Annotated in this window: 26 protein-coding genes and 2 pseudogenes; 23 read left to right on the top strand and 5 right to left on the bottom strand. The window is 35.5% G+C overall.

What is annotated here, in order from left to right:
* Positions 1–26: 26 nt before the first annotated feature.
* The 5 genes from HMPREF2728_RS06650 to msr(D) all read left to right on the top strand — a co-directional run bounded on the left by HMPREF2728_RS06650 (position 27) and on the right by msr(D) (position 6301).
* Positions 27–1001: a DUF1002 domain-containing protein gene (locus HMPREF2728_RS06650; protein ID WP_075227419.1), complete on the top strand. Its 975-nt coding sequence runs from the start codon at positions 27–29 to the stop codon at positions 999–1001.
* Between the two features lie 73 nt (positions 1002–1074).
* Entirely contained in the window at positions 1075–2430 is a 1356-nt protein-coding gene (gene rlmD / locus HMPREF2728_RS06645; RefSeq protein WP_075227418.1) for a 23S rRNA (uracil(1939)-C(5))-methyltransferase RlmD, read from the top strand.
* 514 nt (positions 2431–2944) lie between these two features.
* A complete protein-coding gene (locus tag HMPREF2728_RS06640; RefSeq protein ID WP_000873143.1) occupies positions 2945–3115 on the top strand; it encodes a hypothetical protein in 171 nt (56 codons plus the stop codon).
* A 385-nt stretch (positions 3116–3500) separates the two neighbouring features.
* A complete protein-coding gene (mef(A), locus tag HMPREF2728_RS06635; protein ID WP_075227417.1) occupies positions 3501–4718 on the top strand; it encodes a macrolide efflux MFS transporter Mef(A) in 1218 nt (405 codons plus the stop codon).
* A gap of 119 nt (positions 4719–4837) precedes the next feature.
* Complete coding sequence (msr(D), locus tag HMPREF2728_RS06630; RefSeq protein WP_000420313.1) at positions 4838–6301, top strand: ABC-F type ribosomal protection protein Msr(D); 1464 nt, start codon at positions 4838–4840, stop codon at positions 6299–6301.
* 117 nt (positions 6302–6418) lie between these two features.
* On the opposite strand, the gene HMPREF2728_RS06625 is transcribed toward msr(D), so the two are convergent.
* From HMPREF2728_RS06625 to HMPREF2728_RS06610, 4 genes are read right to left on the bottom strand one after another with little or no spacing between them, the layout of a single operon-like run.
* The gene (locus HMPREF2728_RS06625; RefSeq protein WP_001072467.1) at positions 6419–6718 is read right to left on the bottom strand and encodes a DUF5960 family protein; all 300 of its coding nucleotides are present in this window, start codon (positions 6716–6718) and stop codon (positions 6419–6421) included.
* Positions 6705–7073: a hypothetical protein gene (locus HMPREF2728_RS06620; protein ID WP_000567222.1), complete on the bottom strand. Its 369-nt coding sequence runs from the start codon at positions 7071–7073 to the stop codon at positions 6705–6707. The genes HMPREF2728_RS06625 and HMPREF2728_RS06620 overlap by 14 nt, the downstream gene beginning before the upstream one ends.
* A gap of 12 nt (positions 7074–7085) precedes the next feature.
* On the bottom strand, positions 7086–7421 hold the full coding sequence (locus HMPREF2728_RS06615; RefSeq protein ID WP_000806926.1) for a DinB/UmuC family translesion DNA polymerase: 336 nt from the start codon (positions 7419–7421) through the stop codon (positions 7086–7088).
* Positions 7418–7663 (bottom strand): hypothetical protein, encoded by a 246-nt coding sequence (locus tag HMPREF2728_RS06610; protein WP_001813542.1) that lies wholly within the window; start codon positions 7661–7663, stop codon positions 7418–7420. Before HMPREF2728_RS06610 ends, HMPREF2728_RS06615 begins: the two co-directional genes overlap by 4 nt.
* A gap of 540 nt (positions 7664–8203) precedes the next feature.
* Between HMPREF2728_RS06610 and HMPREF2728_RS06600 the strand changes: the two genes are divergently transcribed.
* From HMPREF2728_RS06600 to HMPREF2728_RS06520, 18 genes and pseudogenes are all read left to right on the top strand, one after another.
* The gene (locus HMPREF2728_RS06600; RefSeq protein WP_070439258.1) at positions 8204–8614 is read left to right on the top strand and encodes a DUF7668 domain-containing protein; all 411 of its coding nucleotides are present in this window, start codon (positions 8204–8206) and stop codon (positions 8612–8614) included.
* A 292-nt stretch (positions 8615–8906) separates the two neighbouring features.
* The gene (locus HMPREF2728_RS06595) at positions 8907–9398 is read left to right on the top strand and encodes a phosphoribosylanthranilate isomerase (RefSeq protein WP_075227416.1); all 492 of its coding nucleotides are present in this window, start codon (positions 8907–8909) and stop codon (positions 9396–9398) included.
* Between the two features lie 119 nt (positions 9399–9517).
* Positions 9518–9640 (top strand): annotated as a pseudogene (locus tag HMPREF2728_RS11070) (VOC family protein); the annotation flags it as partial.
* A 21-nt stretch (positions 9641–9661) separates the two neighbouring features.
* Positions 9662–9982, top strand: a complete 321-nt coding sequence (locus tag HMPREF2728_RS06590) for a TfoX/Sxy family protein (protein WP_075227415.1) — start codon at positions 9662–9664, stop codon at positions 9980–9982.
* 406 nt (positions 9983–10388) lie between these two features.
* On the top strand, positions 10389–11132 hold the full coding sequence (locus HMPREF2728_RS06585) for a CPBP family intramembrane glutamic endopeptidase (RefSeq protein ID WP_075227414.1): 744 nt from the start codon (positions 10389–10391) through the stop codon (positions 11130–11132).
* A 23-nt stretch (positions 11133–11155) separates the two neighbouring features.
* On the top strand, positions 11156–11566 hold the full coding sequence (locus HMPREF2728_RS06580; protein ID WP_075227413.1) for a DUF7668 domain-containing protein: 411 nt from the start codon (positions 11156–11158) through the stop codon (positions 11564–11566).
* Between the two features lie 111 nt (positions 11567–11677).
* Positions 11678–12244, top strand: coding sequence for a hypothetical protein (locus HMPREF2728_RS06575; protein ID WP_075227430.1), 567 nt, complete (start codon positions 11678–11680; stop codon positions 12242–12244).
* 105 nt (positions 12245–12349) lie between these two features.
* On the top strand, positions 12350–12592 hold the full coding sequence (locus tag HMPREF2728_RS06570; RefSeq protein WP_075227412.1) for a phosphohydrolase: 243 nt from the start codon (positions 12350–12352) through the stop codon (positions 12590–12592).
* Between the two features lie 262 nt (positions 12593–12854).
* Positions 12855–13241 (top strand): hypothetical protein, encoded by a 387-nt coding sequence (locus HMPREF2728_RS06565; protein ID WP_075227411.1) that lies wholly within the window; start codon positions 12855–12857, stop codon positions 13239–13241.
* Between the two features lie 14 nt (positions 13242–13255).
* Positions 13256–14227, top strand: coding sequence for a DUF6892 domain-containing protein (locus tag HMPREF2728_RS10385; RefSeq protein ID WP_075227410.1), 972 nt, complete (start codon positions 13256–13258; stop codon positions 14225–14227).
* 284 nt (positions 14228–14511) lie between these two features.
* Positions 14512–15078 carry an alpha/beta hydrolase gene (locus HMPREF2728_RS06555; RefSeq protein WP_261674121.1) on the top strand — a complete coding sequence of 189 codons (567 nt, stop codon included), beginning with the start codon at positions 14512–14514 and terminating at the stop codon, positions 15076–15078.
* A gap of 8 nt (positions 15079–15086) precedes the next feature.
* On the top strand, positions 15087–15806 hold the full coding sequence (locus tag HMPREF2728_RS06550) for a class I SAM-dependent methyltransferase (protein WP_075227408.1): 720 nt from the start codon (positions 15087–15089) through the stop codon (positions 15804–15806).
* A 277-nt stretch (positions 15807–16083) separates the two neighbouring features.
* Positions 16084–16965, top strand: coding sequence for a diacylglycerol/lipid kinase family protein (locus HMPREF2728_RS06545; protein ID WP_075227407.1), 882 nt, complete (start codon positions 16084–16086; stop codon positions 16963–16965).
* Between the two features lie 45 nt (positions 16966–17010).
* The gene (locus HMPREF2728_RS06540) at positions 17011–17889 is read left to right on the top strand and encodes a DUF4300 family protein (protein WP_075227406.1); all 879 of its coding nucleotides are present in this window, start codon (positions 17011–17013) and stop codon (positions 17887–17889) included.
* Positions 17890–17903: 14 nt separating this feature from the next.
* A complete protein-coding gene (locus HMPREF2728_RS06535) occupies positions 17904–18092 on the top strand; it encodes a hypothetical protein (RefSeq protein WP_075227429.1) in 189 nt (62 codons plus the stop codon).
* A 12-nt stretch (positions 18093–18104) separates the two neighbouring features.
* Entirely contained in the window at positions 18105–18425 is a 321-nt protein-coding gene (locus HMPREF2728_RS06530; protein WP_075227405.1) for a hypothetical protein, read from the top strand.
* A gap of 38 nt (positions 18426–18463) precedes the next feature.
* The gene (locus HMPREF2728_RS06525; RefSeq protein ID WP_075227404.1) at positions 18464–18775 is read left to right on the top strand and encodes a hypothetical protein; all 312 of its coding nucleotides are present in this window, start codon (positions 18464–18466) and stop codon (positions 18773–18775) included.
* A 48-nt stretch (positions 18776–18823) separates the two neighbouring features.
* Positions 18824–19629, top strand: a pseudogene (locus HMPREF2728_RS06520) (hypothetical protein).
* Positions 19630–19661: 32 nt separating this feature from the next.
* On the opposite strand, the gene HMPREF2728_RS06515 reads toward HMPREF2728_RS06520, so the two are convergent.
* On the bottom strand, positions 19662–20681 hold the full coding sequence (locus tag HMPREF2728_RS06515) for a hypothetical protein (protein ID WP_075227403.1): 1020 nt from the start codon (positions 20679–20681) through the stop codon (positions 19662–19664).
* Positions 20682–20723: the final 42 nt, after the last annotated feature.

Here is a 20723-nt window from a genome sequence, read left to right as displayed (position 1 = left end):
CTAGATAGGAAAAGGAGGAACGTCTCATGCGAAAGAAATTCTTTCTGACTAGTGCTGCAGTTCTTTTAGCAGTTGCAACTTTGCAAAGCGCTCAAGCAGCCACTGATGTTCAAAAAGTAATTGATGAAACTTATGTTCAACCTGAGTACGTCTTGGGTTCTTCTCTCACTGAAGATCAAAAAAATCAAACATTAAAAAAACTCGGCTATAACGCCTCTACAGATACCAAAGAACTGAAGACTATGACGCCAGATGTCTACTCAAAGATTATGAACGTTGCCAATGACTCTAGTCTCCAGCTCTATTCGTCTGCAAAAATTCAAAAATTAGGTGAAAAATCTCCACTTGAAGTGAAGATTGAAACCCCTGAAAATATTACTAAAGTGACCCAAGATATGTACCGTAATGCGGCCGTTACCTTGGGTGTGGAACATGCTCGTATCACCGTTGCTGCACCAATCCCTGTAACAGGTGAAAGTGCCCTAGCAGGTATTTACTATTCGTTAGAAGCTAATGGTGTTCAACTTCCTCAAGAAAATAAAGACCTAGCTCAGGAAGAACTAAAAGCCTTGTCAGACATCAACGATGAAAATAAGGACAAATCAGGCTATGATGCCAATAAACTCAATGTAGCCCTTGCCGATATCAAATCTGCTATCGCTAAAGCTAAAGAGTCCAAGGGTGAGCTTACTGAAGATGATGTTCGTAAGATTGTTGAAGATACGTTGAAAAATTATAAGCTGGATCAGGTTATAACAGGGAACCAAGTCAATGTCATCATCAACTTTGCCTTTAATCTTTCTAAGAGCGATATTCTTAATAACGAAGACTTTATTAAGACGCTAAAAGATCTGAAACAAAGTATCGTTGCACAAGCAGGTGATAGTTTCAGCAATATCGACCTAAACTTTGATGCCAATAAAGCTATTCAAGACGGTGGAAACATCCTTAGCTCAATTTGGCAAGCTATCCTTGATTTCTTCAAGAGTTTTGGTGCTTAGATCAATTCATGGTATAATAGATGGTAACAGGATTGTTGCCGTCTTTTTTGTCGGCTTATAGAAAGTGAAGAATATGTTAAAGAAAAATGATATTGTAGAAGTTGAGATTGTCGATTTGACTCATGAAGGAGCAGGTGTTGCCAAGGTAGATGGCTTGGTCTTTTTTGTAGAGAATGCTCTTCCGACTGAAAAAATCCTTATGCGAGTCCTTAAAGTCAACAAGAAGATTGGCTTTGGTAAAGTCGAGGAATATCTTACACAATCTCCACATCGTAATCAAAACTTAGATTTGGCTTACCTGCGTTCAGGTATTGCCGACTTGGGGCATCTAGCTTATCCAGAGCAACTCAAGTTTAAAACCAAGCAAGTAAAAGATAGCCTATTTAAGATTGCTGGAATGACGGATATAGAGGTTGCTGATACTCTTGGTATGGAAAATCCTATCAAATATCGGAACAAGGCTCAGGTTCCTGTTCGTCGTGTCAATGGTGTTCTGGAGACTGGTTTCTTCCGTAAGAATTCTCATGATCTTATGCCTCTTGAAGATTTTTATATCCAGAATCCAGTGATTGACCAAGTTATTGTGGCTTTACGTGATTTGCTTCGTCGCTATGACTTAAAACCCTATGATGAAAAGGAACAGTCTGGTCTGATTCGAAACCTTGTTGTACGTCGTGGCCATCATTCAGGTCAAATTATGGTTATTTTGGTGACCACTCGTCCTAAAATTTTCCGAGTTGAACAGTTGATTGAACAAGTCATCAAGCAGTTCCCAGAGATTGTGTCTGTTATGCAGAATATCAATGACCAGAATACCAATGCTATTTTTGGGAAAGAATGGCGTACGCTTTATGGTCAAGATTACATTACGGACCAAATGTTGGGGAATAGCTTCCAAATTTCTGGACCAGCCTTTTATCAGGTCAACACAGAAATGGCAGAGAAGCTTTATCAGACAGCCATTGATTTTACGGAGTTAAGTGAAGATGATGTGGTGATCGATGCCTATTCAGGAATCGGAACTATTGGTTTATCTGTTGCTAAGCATGTTAAGGAAGTTTATGGTGTCGAAGTCATCCCCGAAGCAGTTGAAAATAGCCAGAAAAATGCTAGTATAAATGGCATCACTAATGCCCACTATGTCTGTGATACAGCTGAAAATGCCATGAAAAAATGGCTTAAGGAAGGCATCCAACCAACCGCCATCCTAGTCGACCCACCACGCAAGGGCTTGACCGATAGCTTTATCAAAGCAAGCGCCCAAACAGGCGCTGACCGCATCGCCTATATCTCCTGTAACGTCGCCACCATGGCGCGTGATATCAAACTCTACCAAGAGTTGGGCTACGAATTGAAGAAAGTCCAGCCGGTGGATCTTTTTCCGCAAACGCATCATGTTGAGGCGGTAAGTTTGCTAGTCAAGGAGTAAAACGACGAAGATTAGCATTTACTTCCGCCCATGCGATAGCTGTCCGTGATTGACAAGTGCTAGCACGCAGACAGAACGGAGATAGCGAACCGCTGAGTGTGTCGCTCTGCTCGTAAAAGCTTAGAAACCTTTGAACGAAAGGGATAATGAAAGCCTTGATTGCAAGGCTTTTTGCTTTATGGTGGGTAAGTATCAGAGTGAGAAAATTTTTGGAATGAGTAGAAGTGATAGCTAGAAATTATCAGTTTCTATTTCCATTTACCCTGTGGGTACGTGTTTGTTTCCATTGACAAGGAGTTTGTGGGAATAGAAATGTACCCACCTTGTTTGAATCAAGTGAAGTGTAGTTGAAGGAAATCTGTTGAAAGCAATACTTCATTTTACCGAATAAGTAATAATTTAGGCAACTTCAAATCGATTAAAAAAAACTATTTTAAAGGTTAAGAGTAGACAAAAATTGTCCACTCTTTTTTGCAAACTCAATTTATCAATAAATGAAATGAGGGAATGTAAAATGAAATATTTTGAGGTTGAGTTAGAAAATCCTGATGAATTTTTAAAACTACAAACAGAAGATTTTGTGAAAGCTAATCGCTTGCTACTAAGGAAGATAATCCAGAGCGTTACAGTCTATGAAGAAAACTTCGTCATATCCTTTAAATCTGGCATCGAATTGGAAGTATGAGTCTCATTCCATAACTTTTATATTGAACATATCATCTTTTTGTGTTATACTATAAATTGATATAAACAAAGATGTAGGAGGAACCGAAACTATGACAGCCTCAATGCGTTTAAGATAAGCTGGCAATAAAAAAAGCAGAATCTATACCCGATGATAGGCTTTTTTGTTGTGCTTATTTATACGATATTGAGCATTCATTAGTTACGGTGAGGATATTGGTTATTTAACTATACCTTTATTTAACTATGTCTTTAATATGAATGTTTCCAAATTGTATGTATGCAGACCAAAAGCCACATTGTGGGGTTTGGCCTGCATTTTTTATTGCCTAGAATGCTATTCAAAATAGAAATTCAAGCAAAATAATATGCAGGAGATAATATAAATGGAAAAATACAACAATTGGAAACGAAAATTTTATGCAATATGGGCAGGGCAAGCAGTATCATTAATCACTAGTGCCATCCTGCAAATGGCGATTATTTTTTACCTTACAGAAAAAACAGGATCTGCGATGGTCTTGTCTATGGCTTCATTAGTAGGTTTTTTACCCTATGCGATTTTGGGACCTGCCATTGGTGTGCTAGTGGATCGTCATGATAGGAAGAAGATAATGATTGGTGCCGATTTAATTATCGTAGCAGCTGGTGCAGTGCTTGCTATTGTTGCATTCTGTATGGAGCTACCTGTCTGGATGATTATGATAGTATTGTTTATCCGTAGCATTGGAACAGCTTTTCATACCCCAGCACTCAATGCGGTTACACCACTTTTAGTACCAGAAGAACAGCTAACGAAATGCGCAGGCTATAGTCAGTCTTTGCAGTCTATAAGCTATATTGTTAGTCCGGCAGTTGCAGCACTCTTATACTCCGTTTGGGATTTAAATGCTATTATTGCCATCGACGTATTGGGTGCTGTGATTGCATCTATTACGGTAGCAATTGTACGTATACCTAAGCTGGGTAATCAAGTGCAAAGTTTAGAACCAAATTTCATAAGGGAGATGAAAGAAGGAGTTGTGGTTCTGAGACAAAACAAAGGATTGTTTGCCTTATTACTCTTAGGAACACTATATACTTTTGTTTATATGCCAATCAATGCACTATTTCCTTTAATAAGCATGGAACACTTTAATGGAACGCCTGTGCATATTTCTATTACGGAAATTTCCTTTGCATTTGGGATGCTAGCAGGAGGCTTATTATTAGGAAGATTAGGGGGCTTCGAAAAGCATGTATTACTAATAACAAGTTCATTTTTTATAATGGGGACCAGTTTAGCCGTTTCGGGAATACTTCCTCCAAATGGATTTGTAATATTCGTAGTTTGCTGTGCAATAATGGGGCTTTCGGTGCCATTTTATAGCGGTGTGCAAACAGCTCTTTTTCAGGAGAAAATTAAGCCTGAATATTTAGGACGTGTATTTTCTTTGATCGGAAGTATCATGTCACTTGCTATGCCAATTGGGTTAATTCTTTCTGGATTCTTTGCTGATAAAATCGGTGTAAATCATTGGTTTTTACTATCAGGTATTTTAATTATTGGCATTGCTATAGTTTGCCAAATGATAACTGAGGTTAGAAAATTAGATTTAAAATAAACAATATTGGAGGAATATTTATGTATCTTATTTTCATGTAACTCTTCCTGCTAAAATCGCAGGGTTTTCCCTGCATACAAGCAAATGAAAGCATGCGATTATAGACAGGAGGAAATGTTATGGAATTAATATTAAAAGCAAAAGACATTCGTGTGGAATTCAAAGGACGCGATGTTTTAGATATAAATGAATTAGAAGTATATGATTATGACCGTATTGGTTTAGTAGGAGCAAATGGTGCTGGAAAAAGCACTTTACTCAGGGTACTTTTAGGAGAATTAACTCCCCCAGGATGTAAAATGAATCGTCTGGGTGAACTTGCCTATATTCCCCAGTTGGACGAAGTAACTCTGCAGGAGGAAAAAGATTTTGCACTTGTAGGCAAGCTAGGTGTTGAGCAATTAAATATACAGACTATGAGCGGTGGTGAAGAAACAAGGCTTAAAATAGCACAGGCCTTATCGGCACAGGTTCATGGTATTTTAGCGGATGAACCTACGAGCCATTTAGACCGTGAAGGAATTGATTTTCTAATAGGACAGCTAAAATATTTTACAGGTGCACTGTTAGTTATTAGCCATGACCGCTATTTTCTTGATGAAATAGTAGATAAAATATGGGAACTGAAAGATGGCAAAATCACTGAGTATTGGGGAAACTATTCTGATTATCTTCGTCAGAAAGAGGAAGAACGTAAGAGCCAAGCTGCAGAATACGAACAATTTATTGCGGAACGTGCCCGATTGGAAAGGGCTGCGGAGGAAAAGCGAAAACAGGCTCGTAAAATAGAACAGAAGGCAAAAGGTTCTTCAAAGAAAAAAAGTACTGAAGACGGAGGGCGTTTAGCTCATCAAAAATCAATAGGAAGTAAGGAAAAAAAGATGTATAATGCTGCTAAAACCCTAGAGCACAGGATTGCGGCCTTAGGAAAAGTAGAAGCTCCGGAAGGCATTCGCAGAATTCGTTTCAGGCAAAGTAAAGCATTGGAGCTCCATAATCCATACCCTATAGTCGGTGCAGAAATTAATAAAGTATTTGGGGATAAGGCTCTGTTTGAAAATGCATCTTTTCAAATTCCGTTAGGAGCAAAAGTGGCGTTAACTGGTGGTAATGGAATCGGAAAAACAACTTTAATCCAAATGATCTTAAACCATGAAGAAGGAATTTCTATTTCGCCTAAGGCAAAAATAGGTTACTTTGCACAGAATGGTTACAAGTACAACAGTAATCAGAATGTTATGGAGTTTATGCAGAAGGATTGTGACTACAATATATCAGAAATTCGTTCAGTGCTAGCATCTATGGGGTTCAAACAGAACGATATTGGAAAAAGTTTATCTGTTTTAAGCGGTGGAGAAATTATAAAATTGTTGCTTGCTAAAATGCTCATGGGTAGATATAACATCCTAATAATGGATGAACCCAGTAACTTCCTTGACATACCAAGTTTAGAGGCTTTGGAAATACTAATGAAGGAGTACACCGGAACTATCGTGTTTATCACCCACGATAAACGATTACTCGAAAATGTAGCAGATGTAGTTTATGAAATTAGAGATAAGAAAATAAATCTGAAACATTAAATTTAAGGTAGTCGCTGGTCAGTATAGTCTGTTCTGGTTGGCGACTCCATTGTTAAAGAGTATAAAGACTTTAGATTTTATGAATATTAAAAATAGGAACAGTCAATTGAACTGCTCCTATTTTTCTGCTAAATATATTGTAGTTTTCTTATATGTATAATGATAGATTAGCGGATTCTCATCTACGGTACTTACTTCAAATATGAAGAAGTGATCGCGGTTATCTCTGGACTTTTCCTTATTGAGGACAAAGTAATTCTTACGTGAAGTCGCCATTGTTTTTAGGATATCATCAGTTAGGAAGGTCAATGGAATATTCATGTTAGAGTAGCGGTAGAAGTCACGTTCAAAATCTTGGTAGCTCTCGCTATAATAGTCCATTTGTAGGTGATTACGCTGAAACTCAAGCTGATTCATAGAGCACCTCCTCGACAAGTTCAATACTAATAATGTCTTTTAATTTCAAATTGATGTGACCTGTTGTAGTTTTTATCAAAATGAAATCTTTGGTCAGACTTGGTATTGTTCCAGTGTAGGAAACACGCTTGTTTTTTTCAATCACTTGAATGCGTGTGCGTAGCTGCCCGGCGTATACTTGACTGAGGAGTAATAATTTCTTCTCTAGTGATAAGTCAGACATGTACGTTACTTTGTTTGTATCATCAGAGAGTGCTGATGCATGTTCAGATAGGAAAAAGCCCATCCATTTTTGCATCTTTGTATCCTGGTACTCTCTTGCTGATTGAAATGGTAAATATGAACGGTCAATCATATCAAATCCTTTCTATGCAGAGGCAAGGGTATTTTTATCAAATTGAATCGTAAAACCTTGAATTCCCCCACCTGTGTAACATTCTTTAAAGCGATTGATTACCTCAGTATAGATTATCACAGATGAGCTTGTTGGCTTAATGCTAAATGTAAATTCCAATGGTAATCGGTTTTCAGATTTAGCATGTACTAGTCGTATCGATATTTCAGTTGTTTTGAGTTTTCTCTGACGAAGTTTTGAAGTTGCTGTTTCAACGATTCCATGTAAAAATCTTTCAAGCATTTCAATATCATTACATCCTTTGCTACGGATTTCTGAAAATTGTACTGTATTTTTTTCTTGTTTCATTTTAATCCCTCCAATCCACCCGCGGAATGACCACCGATAAGTTTACTGCGTTCAATATTTCTGGAACCTTCAGTTAGGACGGTTCCTTTTTGTATGGCTAAAAAACCAAACTGTTCTCTGACAACATCAATAGCTGTCTGAAGTCTATTATCTTTTTCAATTTGTTCTACATCATCAAAGAGTGATAGTAGAGTATAGCTTTCATCTACGAAGCCACTATAAGATACACCAATTTGTCTCACTGCACCAGAGGTGTATTTTTTCGGAATAATACAAGTACATGACTCACCATTGTTTTGGGGAGATTTGCGGGTTCAATTTTATTCTGAGCATTTATAGATTTTTTCATCTCAGTCCTAGAATAGCCAATATGAATAGAAACGACAGTAGTCAATACTAGGGCTACTGTTCCGTTCCACAGTATCATTTAAAAATCATTTTCACACCCTTTCGTCTATTAGTATAGAAGAAAGCTCTCAGCACACGTGGAGTGTGTAAGTTTGTTAGTGAAACGTAGCTAATCCTCAAAAGGTTCACTGAACCTTTTGAGTCCACAAACGCATCATGTTGAGGCGGTATCACTGCTTGTACGAGCTGAGGCATCAGCGAAGTAGAAGTAGATGCTCCGCCCATGGGATAGGATTCGTAGAGTGAGGAGGGAAACCGACGAAATGATACGGTAATTCCGAACTGCCGAGTGTGTCAGCTTGTTAGAGAAACATTTTTACTATACATAAGCTTTAAAAGCTTTAAAATTAACTACTAGAAAAGGAAGTATTATCATGGGAATATTCGATGATTTTGAGTACAAAGAGAACTACCAAAATGAAGAAAAAGTAATTGAAGTACTAAAAAAGATTTTAAGAGCAATTCATCTAAATAGTTATAGAGATATTATGGATAGTGTTGATGGTTCAGAAGTTGATGATTTAAGAGAGTTGCTTGAATATATTGACGATTCATTACAATTAAATGATTTTGATAAAATTGATGAATATGGTGTAGAATGTAATTTCCATCCGAATTATGAGTATTCTCAACTACAAGTTTATGAATTTAATGATCAAACTGGCTTTGCTGTTGAATATCAGATGACCTCTAATTCTGAATTAGTAGATTTAACCCTACAATTAAAATTTTTATACAATAAGGATGGTTACAAAATAACTTCTATAGATGTAGATCCTGGATAAACCAAACTTAATTATCTTCGTTATGAAATATATGTGTATACTAAGGACAGATAATTAGGTTGTAAGTTGCATAGAATATCGGTTAGTTTTTCAAATATTGGAAGAATGAAAGATGTATATGCTGGAATTGTATCAAAATCCTTCTTATAAAGATCTAGTCGCATTTGGGTCCTTAAAAGAAGGAAAAGAATTTGTATCTAAAATAACTGGATATACTAGAAAATGAAAATGATTTTGTTCAAGGTAATAAAGTAGAAATAACGAACATTTAGATGAAAGGTTCAGAATAAACATGAGTCTCTTATTTGAAGAATTTAAAACCATTTGTTTCCATTTAAATCGAGTCGGAATTACACCGACACTGATGGGGTCTTTGGGATTGGAGTTTAGAACGAAAGAAAATTGGGGGCCGTCTGACATTGACATTCATGTGCCTGGTGACCCTAGAGGTTGGGAAGCACCTGATCATCTCAGAATTTATGACTGGGACAAGATAATGAAAGTGATGAAAGACTTAGGCTACGTCTTAATAGATATTCATGAGCATGAATTCCAAAAGGATAGAGTGAGTGTTGAATATGGAAGTATCGATTCCTTACTTGATTTTGCAGGAGTTTCGGAATCGGATATTGAGCTTATTCACATTGAAGGCATCACTTTTCGTCTTCCAAGTCTGGAGCAGTATCTAAGTATTTATAAAGCTTCTTCTCAAGACTCCTATCGAAATGATCACAATAACAATAAGGATTTTAAAAAGATCGAGTGGCTGGAAAGACATTTGTAAATTATCATATGAAAAGTAGTAAGTTGTAAGACTGGCTGCTATGTTATTTTTATTATCATTTTTATTGGTTATATAATTTATACTATATTGGAGAGTGCTAGAATTAGTAAGGAAAAGCAGGTGAAAAAATTGTAAAAGAGCCACAGGGCTTTTCTGGGATGGATATCACGCATAGATATTATTGGGAAGTTTCTTGGGGACCCAATTTTCAATTTGATGAAAATGGACTATTGAAATTTTAGTAATTAAGGGAGATAGCAAAAATGGCTTCAAGTAAAGAATATTTAGATTTCATTTTAGAACAATTGTCCGAGTTGGAAGAAATATCATATAGAGCAATGATGGGTGAATATATAATTTATTATCGAGGGAAAATCATGGGTGGAATTTATGATGATAGATTTTTAGTGAAGCCTGTCAAATCTGCAATAGCGTATATGCCGGATGTAGAATACGAATTGCCGTATGAAGGTGCAAAGGAAATGCTATTGGTAGATGATGTTGACAACAAAGAATATTTAACCGGCTTATTTAATTCAATGTATGATGAGTTACCTGCACCAAAACCAAAGAAAAAGAAATAATAAAATCTCAGTTTATCTAGGTAATACCATTTGACGATAACCTTATGCTATCGTTAAAAAGTTTATAGAACAGACAAGACTACCTGGCATAATTAGTGTTCGCTCGTTTCATGTTGAGGTCGTATCACTGCTTGTCCGAGCTGAGGCATCAGCGAAGTAGAAGCAGATGTTCGGCCCATGCGATAGGACTCGTAGAATGAGGAGGGGCACCGACGAAATGATACGGTAAGTCCGAACCGCTGAGAGTGTTTCTCTGCTCTTAAAAGTGAACGAAAGGAATAATGAAAAGCCTTGATTGTAAGGCTTTTTTGTGTTTTTGTGATAGAATATAGGTAGTTATAATCGAGAGCAACTAAGAAGCAGTAAAAAATATTAAACATAGAATAATCAGGATTAGGAAGATAAAATGACAGAAATTGACAAAAAGAATTTAAAAAATTATCTTTGTTTTACATTTGGAATTTCTTATATAGCTTGGGGGCTTCTTGCCATATTTACACAATCTCATATTTTGGGATTAGAAACATTTATAGGGAGAATGTTACATATAGTAGGTGCACTTGGTCCAGCTATTGCAAGTGGCTTTTATTTGAAAAGGAATAATATAAAATTTCAACATTTTCTATTTAGTAAGAAAGGAAATAGTAGTACTTATTTCATTATTCATTTGTTAGCAATTTTGATACTATTTTCTGTATCTTCCTTAGAATTAAATGGAGTATCCATTTATCTAATGCCACTATTCTTTATTCAATTAATTTTTTTTGGTGGTGGACATGAAGAATTAGGATGGAGAGGAATATTACAACCATTACTTGATAAAAAATATACATATTGGCAATCTAATTTGATTGTAGGATCAATTTGGGGGATTTGGCATCTGCCTTTATGGTTTATAGTTGGAGAAAGTCATCAAGGATTTCCTTTTATTTTATTTTTTATATATACATTATTTTTAAGTTTTGTTTTAGGGCTTCTTTATCGTCAAACGAAATCTGTGGGATACTGTATATTATTTCATGCGTTCGCAAATTTGTTAAATCTCTATTTTGTGTTAAAAATTAATCTTATTTTTATTATCATTTTTATTGCTTATTTAATTTATACAATATTGGCGAGTAATAGAATTAGTAAGGAAACAACATTTTAAATTTTAGAAAAGGAAGTATTATCATGGGAAAATTCGATGATTTTAAGTACAAAGAAAAATGCCAAAATGAAGAAAAAGTAATTGAAGTACTTAAAAAGATTTTAAGAGCAATTCATCTAAATAATTATAGTGAGATTATGGATTGTGTTGATTGTTCAGAAGTTGATGATGTAAGAGAGTTGCTTGAATATATTGACGATTCATTACAATTAAATGATTTTGATAAAATTGATGAATATGGTGTAGAATGTAATTTCCATCCGAATTATGAGTATTCTCAACTACAAGTTTATGAATTTAATGATCAAACTGGCTTTGCTGTTGAATATCAGATGACCTCTAATTCTGAATTAGTAGATTTAATCCTACAATTAGAGTTTTTATACAATGAGGATGGTTACAAATTAACTTCCATAAATGTAGATCCTGGATAAACTATAGTTAAATATCTTCGTTATGAAATATATGTGTATACTAAGGATAGATAATTAGGTTGTAAGTCGCTTAAATCTCGGTTGGTTTTTCAAATATTGGAAGGATTAATGATGTATCTATTAGAATTGTACCAAAACAATTATTCAAAGGATTTAGTCGTATTTGAGGCTTTAGAAGAAGGGAAAGAATTTGTAGCTAAAATCCCTGGATATACTTTAGAAAACGAGGATAGTTTTGAAGTGGAGTATTTTAGTCCAAAAAATCTACCGGATTATATGGAAATTGTCTTCAATGGAAATATTGTCCCTTTATCTAGGTTTTCGTTTAATTCTGAGGAAAATGTGGACATTATTTGGAAAGATATTTCGAATCTATCGGTTAAAAACGATAAAGTGATTGAAGGAGCTACAAAAGTCGATGCCTATGTCGTTAATAACTATGAAGTGAAAGCTTATGTCGAAGCCAGAGAAGCAAACTTCCGCAAGGCAAAAGCTTTCTTAGAAAGCAAAGGGTACGAAGTCGACAGAAGCTTTTTCGGAAGTGAAGACGGTGAAGCGATTGTCTACAGAAAACGCGACACTGAAGATTGGCACTTTCTATGTCACTTAGACCCAATGTTTGTAGAGATTGAAGATGTCGAAGGATATGTGAAAGAAGCGATGAAAGATATTCAATAGTCAACCAAAGTTCTTTGTGAGTGTATGCCACTGCTTGAGTAGACGGATTGAGCAGTAAAGAGAAACATCTAGCACTATCTAGCTTCTTAAGGAGAAATATCTATCATGAAAATGGAAGTCAGGAAAACCTATCTTGTAAAAAAAGATATTTTTGGTTTAACAAAAGATGAACTTTGGACCTTAGTTGACAAGGGTTATCAGGCTTATTTTGGTGAACATAATTTCGTATTTGTCAATGATGATAAAGTGAAGGTATTTGCAGTTTTACAAGATGGTTCAGAAGTAGATATGCAGATCTACCATCATCTGGATGACTATCTTGAAGAAGTTAATCGTGAGAATTTCTAAAGAATGTGAGATGAAAGTTGTATCTGTGAGTTTTAAATTTTGCTTAGCCCAATCTATCACTACCAAGTTCAGGGAATTAATTTGGGGATAGACGTCCTTACAGTGGCTATTCCGATTATCAAAAAGAGCTAGACTGAAACTAGGGTGAAAGCCATCTGGTTCGGTCTTTTTTTCTGTTTATGTAGTATAATAAAAGGTGTAGGGATTCAATTTTTTAATAGGATTATTCTAAGAACGAAAACCATCTAGAAAGAGAAAAAATATGAAGCAATCACTTGAATTTTTAAGAGAAAGAATCACCGATAAGATGCCCTTAGAGGAAATGGTAGCAATCTTTGAAGACTTGTGTCGTCAGCCTATTGAGGATGAGATGATTTTGTTTGAAACAGGGACATTTACAAGTATATCTGATAAGCCCTTGTTTCAACTATCGTTGGTAAGGCAAGTCCCAAATGAAGATGAAGAGTTTTATCAGGTTCACCTTGATATTTTCTATGAAGCAAGTCAAGAGAATGAAATATTTCATGAATCAATCTGGGATGAAGATTTAGAGGAAAATATCTTTGATTACATTAGAGCTTCAGAGGTGTTTGCCTATGCTAAAGAGCAGGAATACCAAGCGGTCAAGATTTATCTGGAAGAAACTTAAGAAAAGGTAGTAATATGTTTGATTTTTTTAAGAAAAAAACACACAAAAAACTTGAAATCGATCTTCAAAACAATTCAATGATTATTAACGGAACTAGCTTAGCTTTTCCTTTGTCCTTGAAAGATATTGAAGCTGTATTGGGGAAGCCTGACCAGGTTGTCAAAAGAGATAATAAGTTTATCAAATACATTTATGATAAAGCTGGAATTGTATTTGAACATTCTTTCTCAATTAATAATCATTTAAAAAAATGTAAGACCTACATTGATGAGGAACATTTGATTTCTACTGTTTTCCTCTACTATGGCGATGTTGTAAAATCTATGACTGGAGAGAAAGAATTGCCAAAGCAACCATGTCAAGCTGTGGTATTATCAGATGGAAAATCTCCTTATTTCTTTTCTGATAGGCATAGAGTAGGGGATTTTGACCTTATTTTATGGACTCCTTATGGAACAAATTTTAATGGAATTACAGAGACAATCACAGACACACTTTCTATTTCCTACTTTCCAGAGTTCAAACATGAACGGGAAAGTTACAAGTTAAAAGAAACTGACGAAGAACTGCTTTCCTTTGAAAATATAAATTTTAAACTAGCCATTATCCAGGTTTTGATGTATGATTTACTTGTACTGAAACCCTACTTTGACATCTATGATTTTGCGGAAGAATTTAGTGAAGAGGAAATCGACACAGAAAGTCTGGAGATTATTCAGCCAGCACTTGATTATATGATAAATCTTCCTATACCTAAGAAATATGCCGAACAAGTTCAAGAAATCTATATGGATGGAGGAAATGAAATTTATCTGAATTTGATACCTCAGTGGGACGGTGAAGATGATAGTTTCGATCTAAATGAAGTTAGTCTTAAAGAACTGCAACAGTTTCCAAATCTGAAGCAAGCGACTATCATAAGCAGTAATTTTGAACATGTCAAAGAAACGTTCGACAAGCAAGGGGTTCAAGTGAAGGTATTATAATTGTTGCATTTATCTGAATAAATCATAAATGGATGGTATAAGTTCTTTAAGGATAAGGGCTAAAAAGGAAAGAAATCTGGTGATAGATAATGAACATTCTTGATCTTAATTCTAATCAGAAAGATACGATATTGTTAATCCACCCGATGTTATCATCGGCTCAAGGGATGAAGTCCCTGATTGCAGACCAGATGGGGCAAGAGTTTAGATATATCATTCCGGATTTGTCTGCACATGGGCAATCAGCTTCGCTCATCTACGAATCGTCTCTTAAGGAAAGCCAGATGATTTATGATTATCTAAAGGATCATCATATAGAAGACTTGTGTTTAGCCTTTGGTGCATCCTTGGGTGGAGTTGTATTACTGCAATTGTTGAATTACAAGGACATCAGGTTTGGGAAACTTGTTTTTGAAGGGATTAGTTTATGGACAAATGCGCCCTTGCTTGATGTCTTTACTAGGTATTTATTGTTAATAAAGCATAGAAAAGCTCTGCGAAATAGAGATCTTGCTGTTCGTAAGATGGTTGGACTTTATGGAGAAAAAGGAGAAATGATGGCGGATTCTTTCATTGCTATGGATGAAGAAAGCATCAAACATATTTCCCATGATTGTGCCTTCGTAGCTTTGCCTAACCTTTCGCCAGAGGAACAAAAGAGTTGTGTTTTCTTTTATGGTTCAAAAGAATTCGACTTGATAGCTGCTAAAAAAGTTCTTCCAAAAAAGTATCCTCATGCCACATTTCACATTTGGCAAGGATATGACCACTGTTGTAAGATCACTGAAAATCCGGGAGTTTACTGTAAACTTTTAGAAGAAATGATTTTAAAAAAATATCAATTTCAATGAGGTAACACATGACAAGCAAAAAATCTGATCTTGAACATTATAGAAATATGTTAAAACAACCTTGGGGAAAGATACAATATGAAATAACCTTTGCCCAACTTGCTCACCTGGAAGGTAAGAAAATTCTTGATTTTGGATCTGGATTTGGTTTGGTCAGTGAATTTCTCTCTCGCAAGAATCAAGTTATTTCTGTTGAACCCAATGAGGAAATGCTCTATGCCAACTCTTCCACATCCTATGAAAAATTGTGGGGAAGTATTGACCAACTCGCTCGTTTTACGGATAAATCCTTTGATCTTGTCCTTTGCCATAATGTTCTAGAATATATAGATCCTAATGACCGAAAAGACTATCTTCTGGAGTTCAAAAGAATTTTAAAAGATGATGGCTTAATTTCAATTATCAAGCATAATCAAGTTGGAAAAGTTCTACAAAGTGTTGTTTTTGCTAATGACATCAACCAAGCTTTTAGCTTACTCAATGGTGAAAATTTTGAGAGCCTCTCATTTACAAGTGGTTCTACTTATACGATTGAGGAATTATTAGCTTTGTCTGGTCTTAAATTAGAAAACTATTTGGGGATTCGAACATTTTACAGTCTACAACCAAATGAATTTAAGAGCAAAGAAAACTGGTTAGAAGAAATGACAAAGATTGAACTTGCAGTATGTGATTTAAAACCCTATAAAGATATTAGTTTTTTACAACATTTGTGGCTAAGAAAATAATAGAAGCATAGTTTTTGTTTTAAAGTAAATTAAAAACTGATGTATATGAAGAAAGAGTGAATGAGATGATTTCTTCAGTTTGTAACTTGATAAAATCTTTTCTACAAATCTATTTTTCCAATTTTGAAAGAAAAATTCTTAGACAGTTCAGGATTGTATCTATTTTAGTTCAGTACTTCCAATTTTTGTTTTTAGAAATTTCATTATATAATAAAGTGTATCAAAAAAAGATATATTGATAGCCTAAGTATGTAAATAGATATTGAGGAGAAAATGAATGCAAAAAATAATGTTGATTATCAATCCAACCTCTGGTGGAGAAAAGGCTTTAGATTATAAGGAAAAGTTAGAAAATAAGGCTAAAAAATACTTCGAGCAAGTCGATACCAGAATTACACAAAAAGCGCAAGACGCAACCAACTTCGCCACAGAAGCTTCTCGGGAGAATTATGATGCAGTCCTTGTATTCGGTGGAGATGGTACTGTTAATGAAGTAATTTCTGGTATCGCTGAAAGAGACTATATTCCAAAACTAGCAATTATACCTGGAGGAACTGGAAATCTCATCACAAAATTATTAGAAATAAATCAAGATATTGACGGCGCGATTGACGAGCTTGATTTCAATTCTACGAATAAGATTGATATTGGAAAATCCAATGGGGACTATTTCGGCTACATTTTTAGTATTGGTTCACTACCAGAAGCTATTCATAACGTTGGAATTGAAGATAAAACAAAGTTTGGTATGCTAGCCTATGCGGTTAATACTGTAAAGTCTGTCGTGACAGATCAAGCATTTAATATTACTGTTGAGACAGAAAATGGAAACTATATTGGAGAAGCAAGTCACGTTTTAGTTCTCCTAACCAATTATTTTGCTGATAAGAAGATTTTTGATGAAGATAAGGACGGATATGCAAACGTTCTGATTCTTAAGGATGCATCAATTCTTTCTAAATTATCTGTAATCCCTGACTTATTAAAAGGGGATGTCGTTGAAAATGATCACATCGAGTACATAAAAGCTCGTCATATCAAAATCTCTTCAGACATTGAGTTAGAAACGGATGTTGATGGTGACAAATCTGATGACCTACCAGTAGAAATTAAGGTGCTAGGTCAGCATATCCAAGTCTATTCTCAACCGAAAGCATAATCTTATTTACCTTTAACAACAATTTTTTTAAACAAAGGAAAGCCTATGAAATTTAAAAGATTAGCGACTATAGGTCTTTGCTCAACACTTCTTTTGACCTTAGTGGCTCGTAATCAAGCTCAAAAGTCGAGTGATGGAACTACTGAAACTTCAGTAACTCAAACACAGTCTGCTCAAGTTTCTTGGAAGGCTAGCTATACCAATATGAACAGTCAACCAAGTGCAGAAGAAGTTCGGAAAGCCTTGGCTGCACATTTGGATAAAGAAAGTGTGGATGCATTTTTCAATCTTGTCAACGATTATAACAATACTGTCGGTTCAGTAGGCTTAACTGGAGATTTTTCTACATTTACTAGAACAGACTACGATGTTGAAAAGATAAGCAATCTTTGGACGCCTAAAAAGGGGGATTTTGTCGGTACCAACTGTCGTATTAACAGTTATTGTTTATTGAAAAATTCTATCGAAATCCCTAAGTTAGAGAAAGATGATTCCCTTTTGTTTGTCGATAATGATGCCATTGACAAAGGAAAAGTCTTTGGTGCGGAAGACAAGGATGCTTTTGATATTTTATTCTCAAGAGTCAAGACCGAAGCAACGACAGATGTTAAGGTGCATGCTTCTAAGATGGAAAAATTCCTTTCTCAATTCAAGTTTAATGAGAATGCTCGAATGCTGTCCGTAGTCGTCCATGATGACTTGGATGGTCAATCCCTCTTTATCGGTCATGTTGGAATTCTTGTACCGAGTGAGGACGGCTATCTCTTTGTCGAAAAGTTAACTTTTGAGGAGCCTTATCAAGCTATCAAATTTGCAACCAAGGAAGATTGCTACAAATATCTAGATACAAAATACGAAAACTATACAGGAGAAGGTCTAGCGAAGCCCTTTATTATGGATAATGATAAGTGGGTTCAATTCTAAAGGATGGCATTAATATGGAAGTAGTACTGGCATTCATAATGATTGTCTTGGTCGGAGTTTGGGCTGTTTGGGTAATCAATGCTAACCAACATAAACCAAGAGAAAATGAAAAATTTATTGGATATATCAATAAATACGATAGTGATGGAGAACCCTACCAAGCTCAGGTTTGGCATGTGACAGAAGATGATAGTGATGATTAAAGGACAGCAAGCATGGATGAACATACATTAAGAGTTGTAAAAATTGATAAGGAAGCCATTTTTGAGTTGATCTATGAAACTTTTATAGCGCAAGAGCAAGAACTGCTGGACCTGTCGCCAGTAGATGTTATAAATGATTGTGCTATGGATTGGGAAAAGGGAGAGTTTATCTTTGCAGCACATCTTCAGGAAAATAGTCTGGGAGAATTGAATCCTCTTCCCAAAGATATTGATATTCAAGAGTTGCTGAAAAAACTACCTGTTACAACAGATTCCGTTCTTGGGAAAAAGAGGATTTATAGAGATTTTTCATTCGACCAATTAAAAAAATAGTATAATAGTAGTAAATAAAATAGTTATAAGGAAACACAATGGATATTAAAGATTTTACAGAAAAAGAACAAGAAATGATTAAAAAGGGACTAACTTTCTCTAAGCTGAACGATAAGGAAACTGCCGATAAGATTATCGCCTTAATTCCTCAAGATATGATTAAACGGATTCCATTTTTTGTTAGAAAACATGCCATTACACGTACTGTTAAGAGAATCTCGCTTGAGTATCCAGAATTATACGTCGTAGCTGAACAAGAAGGCCAACTTCCTGATAAGGAAGCTCAAGAATTACGCCAAATTCTTACAGATATTTTCCAAGAGAAAATGAACAAGCATAAGATTAAATAAGTTTTGAGATTTAGCAATAAGATGTCGATTGAACATTAGGAGTTGAGTATGGCTATTGATGGCGTTAAAATCATTGACAGTGATCAAGGTTATGACATTTACAATGAGGTAGTTGGTCGCTATAGAGACGGTGAACATGTGGCAAATATTATCAAGGATATCCTTGATGCGGAGAATGATTACTGCCAAACAGACTTTTTTACAGAAATTTATTGGACAGCTCTTGCCTACTCACTGTGGAAGATTGGTCACCTGACAGATGATATCAGAGATAAAACCTTGGAGCTTATCAAAAAAGGTCCAGATCCATTTTGGTCGGAAATAGACTCAAAGGCTTTGAAGCAAAGGAAAAAGGTCTTGGAAAAACTTGGAGTTCAGTTGCAAACTGAAAATCCTAGGCCTCTAAAGGCCCTAAAGCCAAAACTAAACGCAAACCTTATTTTGAAGAAGGAGATCTCCTTGCTGTTAAGTTCCAAGATGAGTATGGTCTTGTCTTTGTATCTATGGTTGAGCAGAGTCCTAGAAAGCTTGAGTATCATTTGGCTTGCACGCGCCTTTTACAAACAAAAAAGCCCACCATCGATGATTTTTTGACCAGTCAAATCTCCTGTAAGATGGACAATACGAAGTTTGCTCTGGATACAGATTGCTGGTTCAATCACAAAGATTTAGGGCAATTATTAGATAATATTGAAAAAATTGGACAGGTGAAACTTAGACCATTTAGTCTTTGGATGCTGGCACCTGCCCAAAATTTAGAAGATATTTATGAAGAAATCACTAGAGATAAAGGCTCTTCTGGCCTTCGGTTCATAGAAACCTATAAACTTGTCGACGATATTTTTTCAGTCTAATGTTTATCGGTAAGAGGAAAATAAGGGGTGAATCATTCCCACATACTATGTTGAGCTCTAACACCATAGCTATCTAGGGAACCATCTGTATTAAACTTGGCTTCAATCCTGTATCTTTTCCATAGATCGTAATCTGCTGTTTGTATGGTTAGGACGAAGTTTGCATCGGTGTCAGTGACATTATAATCAGCAGGATTTAGTTGAAAGATATCGATAAATTTTCGTGTTTGAAAATCCTGCATCTTAAGATCGACTAGGTTGACATGATTGATGGAAATTTTTTCTAGTTGCTTGCTATCCTTAGGTGTTCTGTAATAGGTGATGACGCAGTTTTTAAGTTGATCAGTATCTTTTCCCGTAGGAGTAAGGCTCATAAAACCATAAGACTGATCATCTCGCTTTACTTCGAGAAGTTGACCGTAATAGAAGTGGTCGTTTTTAGGATTGGTAATGGAGCTCTCTGCACTTTTATCTCCAAAGGTAAAGCCTTGGTCCAAAAGCTCGGAAGCCTTGGTTTCACCTACGATAACTTTTGTATTTTGAATGGTTACCGGAACTGGTTGAGCTGGAAGACCACTCATCATCATGCAAAACATAAACACATAACTCGTTAAAAAAGCTGTTCCGATAAAAGCGTTGGTTGATGCATAGGCATGACTGTTTTGAAAGTTTTTTCTTATAGCTAATACGATAAATTTAACAATGCTTTTTAAAATCATACTAACAAGTACGATGAAAAATTGTTTCTTCAAACATTCATAAATGGCTTGAGGAAAGCTATTGCCATGATAGTAGAAGCCAGCTAATACGAGTAGATTTACGATTAAATAGATTAGAAAGAACCAATGAATCTCTTTAATGGCATTGGCATCAGTGATTTCTTCATAGTCAACGTGAATTCTTCCTTGAATGGCATGGCCAAGTTTATAGATCCATTTTGGAACCTCTTTTCCTTGTCTGACTGCAACTACAAGTCTGATATAGAGATAGATAGTAAAGGACAAGGATAGAAAGAAAAGAGCATAAAACCCTAAAACAATACTAGTGAACATTACTATTTCCCCCTATTTAACATTCAATAAAACCAATTTCTT

This window comes from Streptococcus sp. HMSC061D10 (genome assembly GCF_001808865.1).
Lineage (GTDB): Bacteria > Bacillota > Bacilli > Lactobacillales > Streptococcaceae > Streptococcus.
The sequence above is the reverse complement of the archived record's forward strand: the minus strand, read 5'-3'. Positions and strand labels throughout refer to the sequence as shown.

Bases quoted from the DNA above. Each gene is read 5' to 3' on its own strand.
- HMPREF2728_RS06565 (WP_075227411.1), top strand. From the start codon at position 12,855: ATGAAGCAATCACTTGAATTTTTAAGAGAAAGAATCACCGATAAGATG.
- HMPREF2728_RS06540 (WP_075227406.1), top strand. From the start codon at position 17,011: ATGAAATTTAAAAGATTAGCGACTATAGGTCTTTGCTCAACACTTCTT.
- HMPREF2728_RS06570 (WP_075227412.1), top strand. From the start codon at position 12,350: ATGAAAATGGAAGTCAGGAAAACCTATCTTGTAAAAAAAGATATTTTT.
- HMPREF2728_RS10385 (WP_075227410.1), top strand. From the start codon at position 13,256: ATGTTTGATTTTTTTAAGAAAAAAACACACAAAAAACTTGAAATCGAT.
- rlmD (WP_075227418.1), top strand. From the start codon at position 1,075: ATGTTAAAGAAAAATGATATTGTAGAAGTTGAGATTGTCGATTTGACT.
- HMPREF2728_RS06625 (WP_001072467.1), bottom strand. From the start codon at position 6,718: ATGAATCAGCTTGAGTTTCAGCGTAATCACCTACAAATGGACTATTAT.
- HMPREF2728_RS06515 (WP_075227403.1), bottom strand. From the start codon at position 20,681: ATGTTCACTAGTATTGTTTTAGGGTTTTATGCTCTTTTCTTTCTATCC.
- HMPREF2728_RS06595 (WP_075227416.1), top strand. From the start codon at position 8,907: ATGAGTCTCTTATTTGAAGAATTTAAAACCATTTGTTTCCATTTAAAT.
- HMPREF2728_RS06590 (WP_075227415.1), top strand. From the start codon at position 9,662: ATGGCTTCAAGTAAAGAATATTTAGATTTCATTTTAGAACAATTGTCC.
- HMPREF2728_RS06535 (WP_075227429.1), top strand. From the start codon at position 17,904: ATGGAAGTAGTACTGGCATTCATAATGATTGTCTTGGTCGGAGTTTGG.
- HMPREF2728_RS06585 (WP_075227414.1), top strand. From the start codon at position 10,389: ATGACAGAAATTGACAAAAAGAATTTAAAAAATTATCTTTGTTTTACA.
- HMPREF2728_RS06550 (WP_075227408.1), top strand. From the start codon at position 15,087: ATGACAAGCAAAAAATCTGATCTTGAACATTATAGAAATATGTTAAAA.
- HMPREF2728_RS06530 (WP_075227405.1), top strand. From the start codon at position 18,105: ATGGATGAACATACATTAAGAGTTGTAAAAATTGATAAGGAAGCCATT.
- HMPREF2728_RS06545 (WP_075227407.1), top strand. From the start codon at position 16,084: ATGCAAAAAATAATGTTGATTATCAATCCAACCTCTGGTGGAGAAAAG.
- HMPREF2728_RS06575 (WP_075227430.1), top strand. From the start codon at position 11,678: ATGTATCTATTAGAATTGTACCAAAACAATTATTCAAAGGATTTAGTC.
- HMPREF2728_RS06525 (WP_075227404.1), top strand. From the start codon at position 18,464: ATGGATATTAAAGATTTTACAGAAAAAGAACAAGAAATGATTAAAAAG.
- HMPREF2728_RS06650 (WP_075227419.1), top strand. From the start codon at position 27: ATGCGAAAGAAATTCTTTCTGACTAGTGCTGCAGTTCTTTTAGCAGTT.
- HMPREF2728_RS06640 (WP_000873143.1), top strand. From the start codon at position 2,945: ATGAAATATTTTGAGGTTGAGTTAGAAAATCCTGATGAATTTTTAAAA.
- HMPREF2728_RS06620 (WP_000567222.1), bottom strand. From the start codon at position 7,073: ATGATTGACCGTTCATATTTACCATTTCAATCAGCAAGAGAGTACCAG.
- HMPREF2728_RS06615 (WP_000806926.1), bottom strand. From the start codon at position 7,421: ATGAAACAAGAAAAAAATACAGTACAATTTTCAGAAATCCGTAGCAAA.
- HMPREF2728_RS06580 (WP_075227413.1), top strand. From the start codon at position 11,156: ATGGGAAAATTCGATGATTTTAAGTACAAAGAAAAATGCCAAAATGAA.
- HMPREF2728_RS06600 (WP_070439258.1), top strand. From the start codon at position 8,204: ATGGGAATATTCGATGATTTTGAGTACAAAGAGAACTACCAAAATGAA.
- HMPREF2728_RS06555 (WP_261674121.1), top strand. From the start codon at position 14,512: ATGATTTATGATTATCTAAAGGATCATCATATAGAAGACTTGTGTTTA.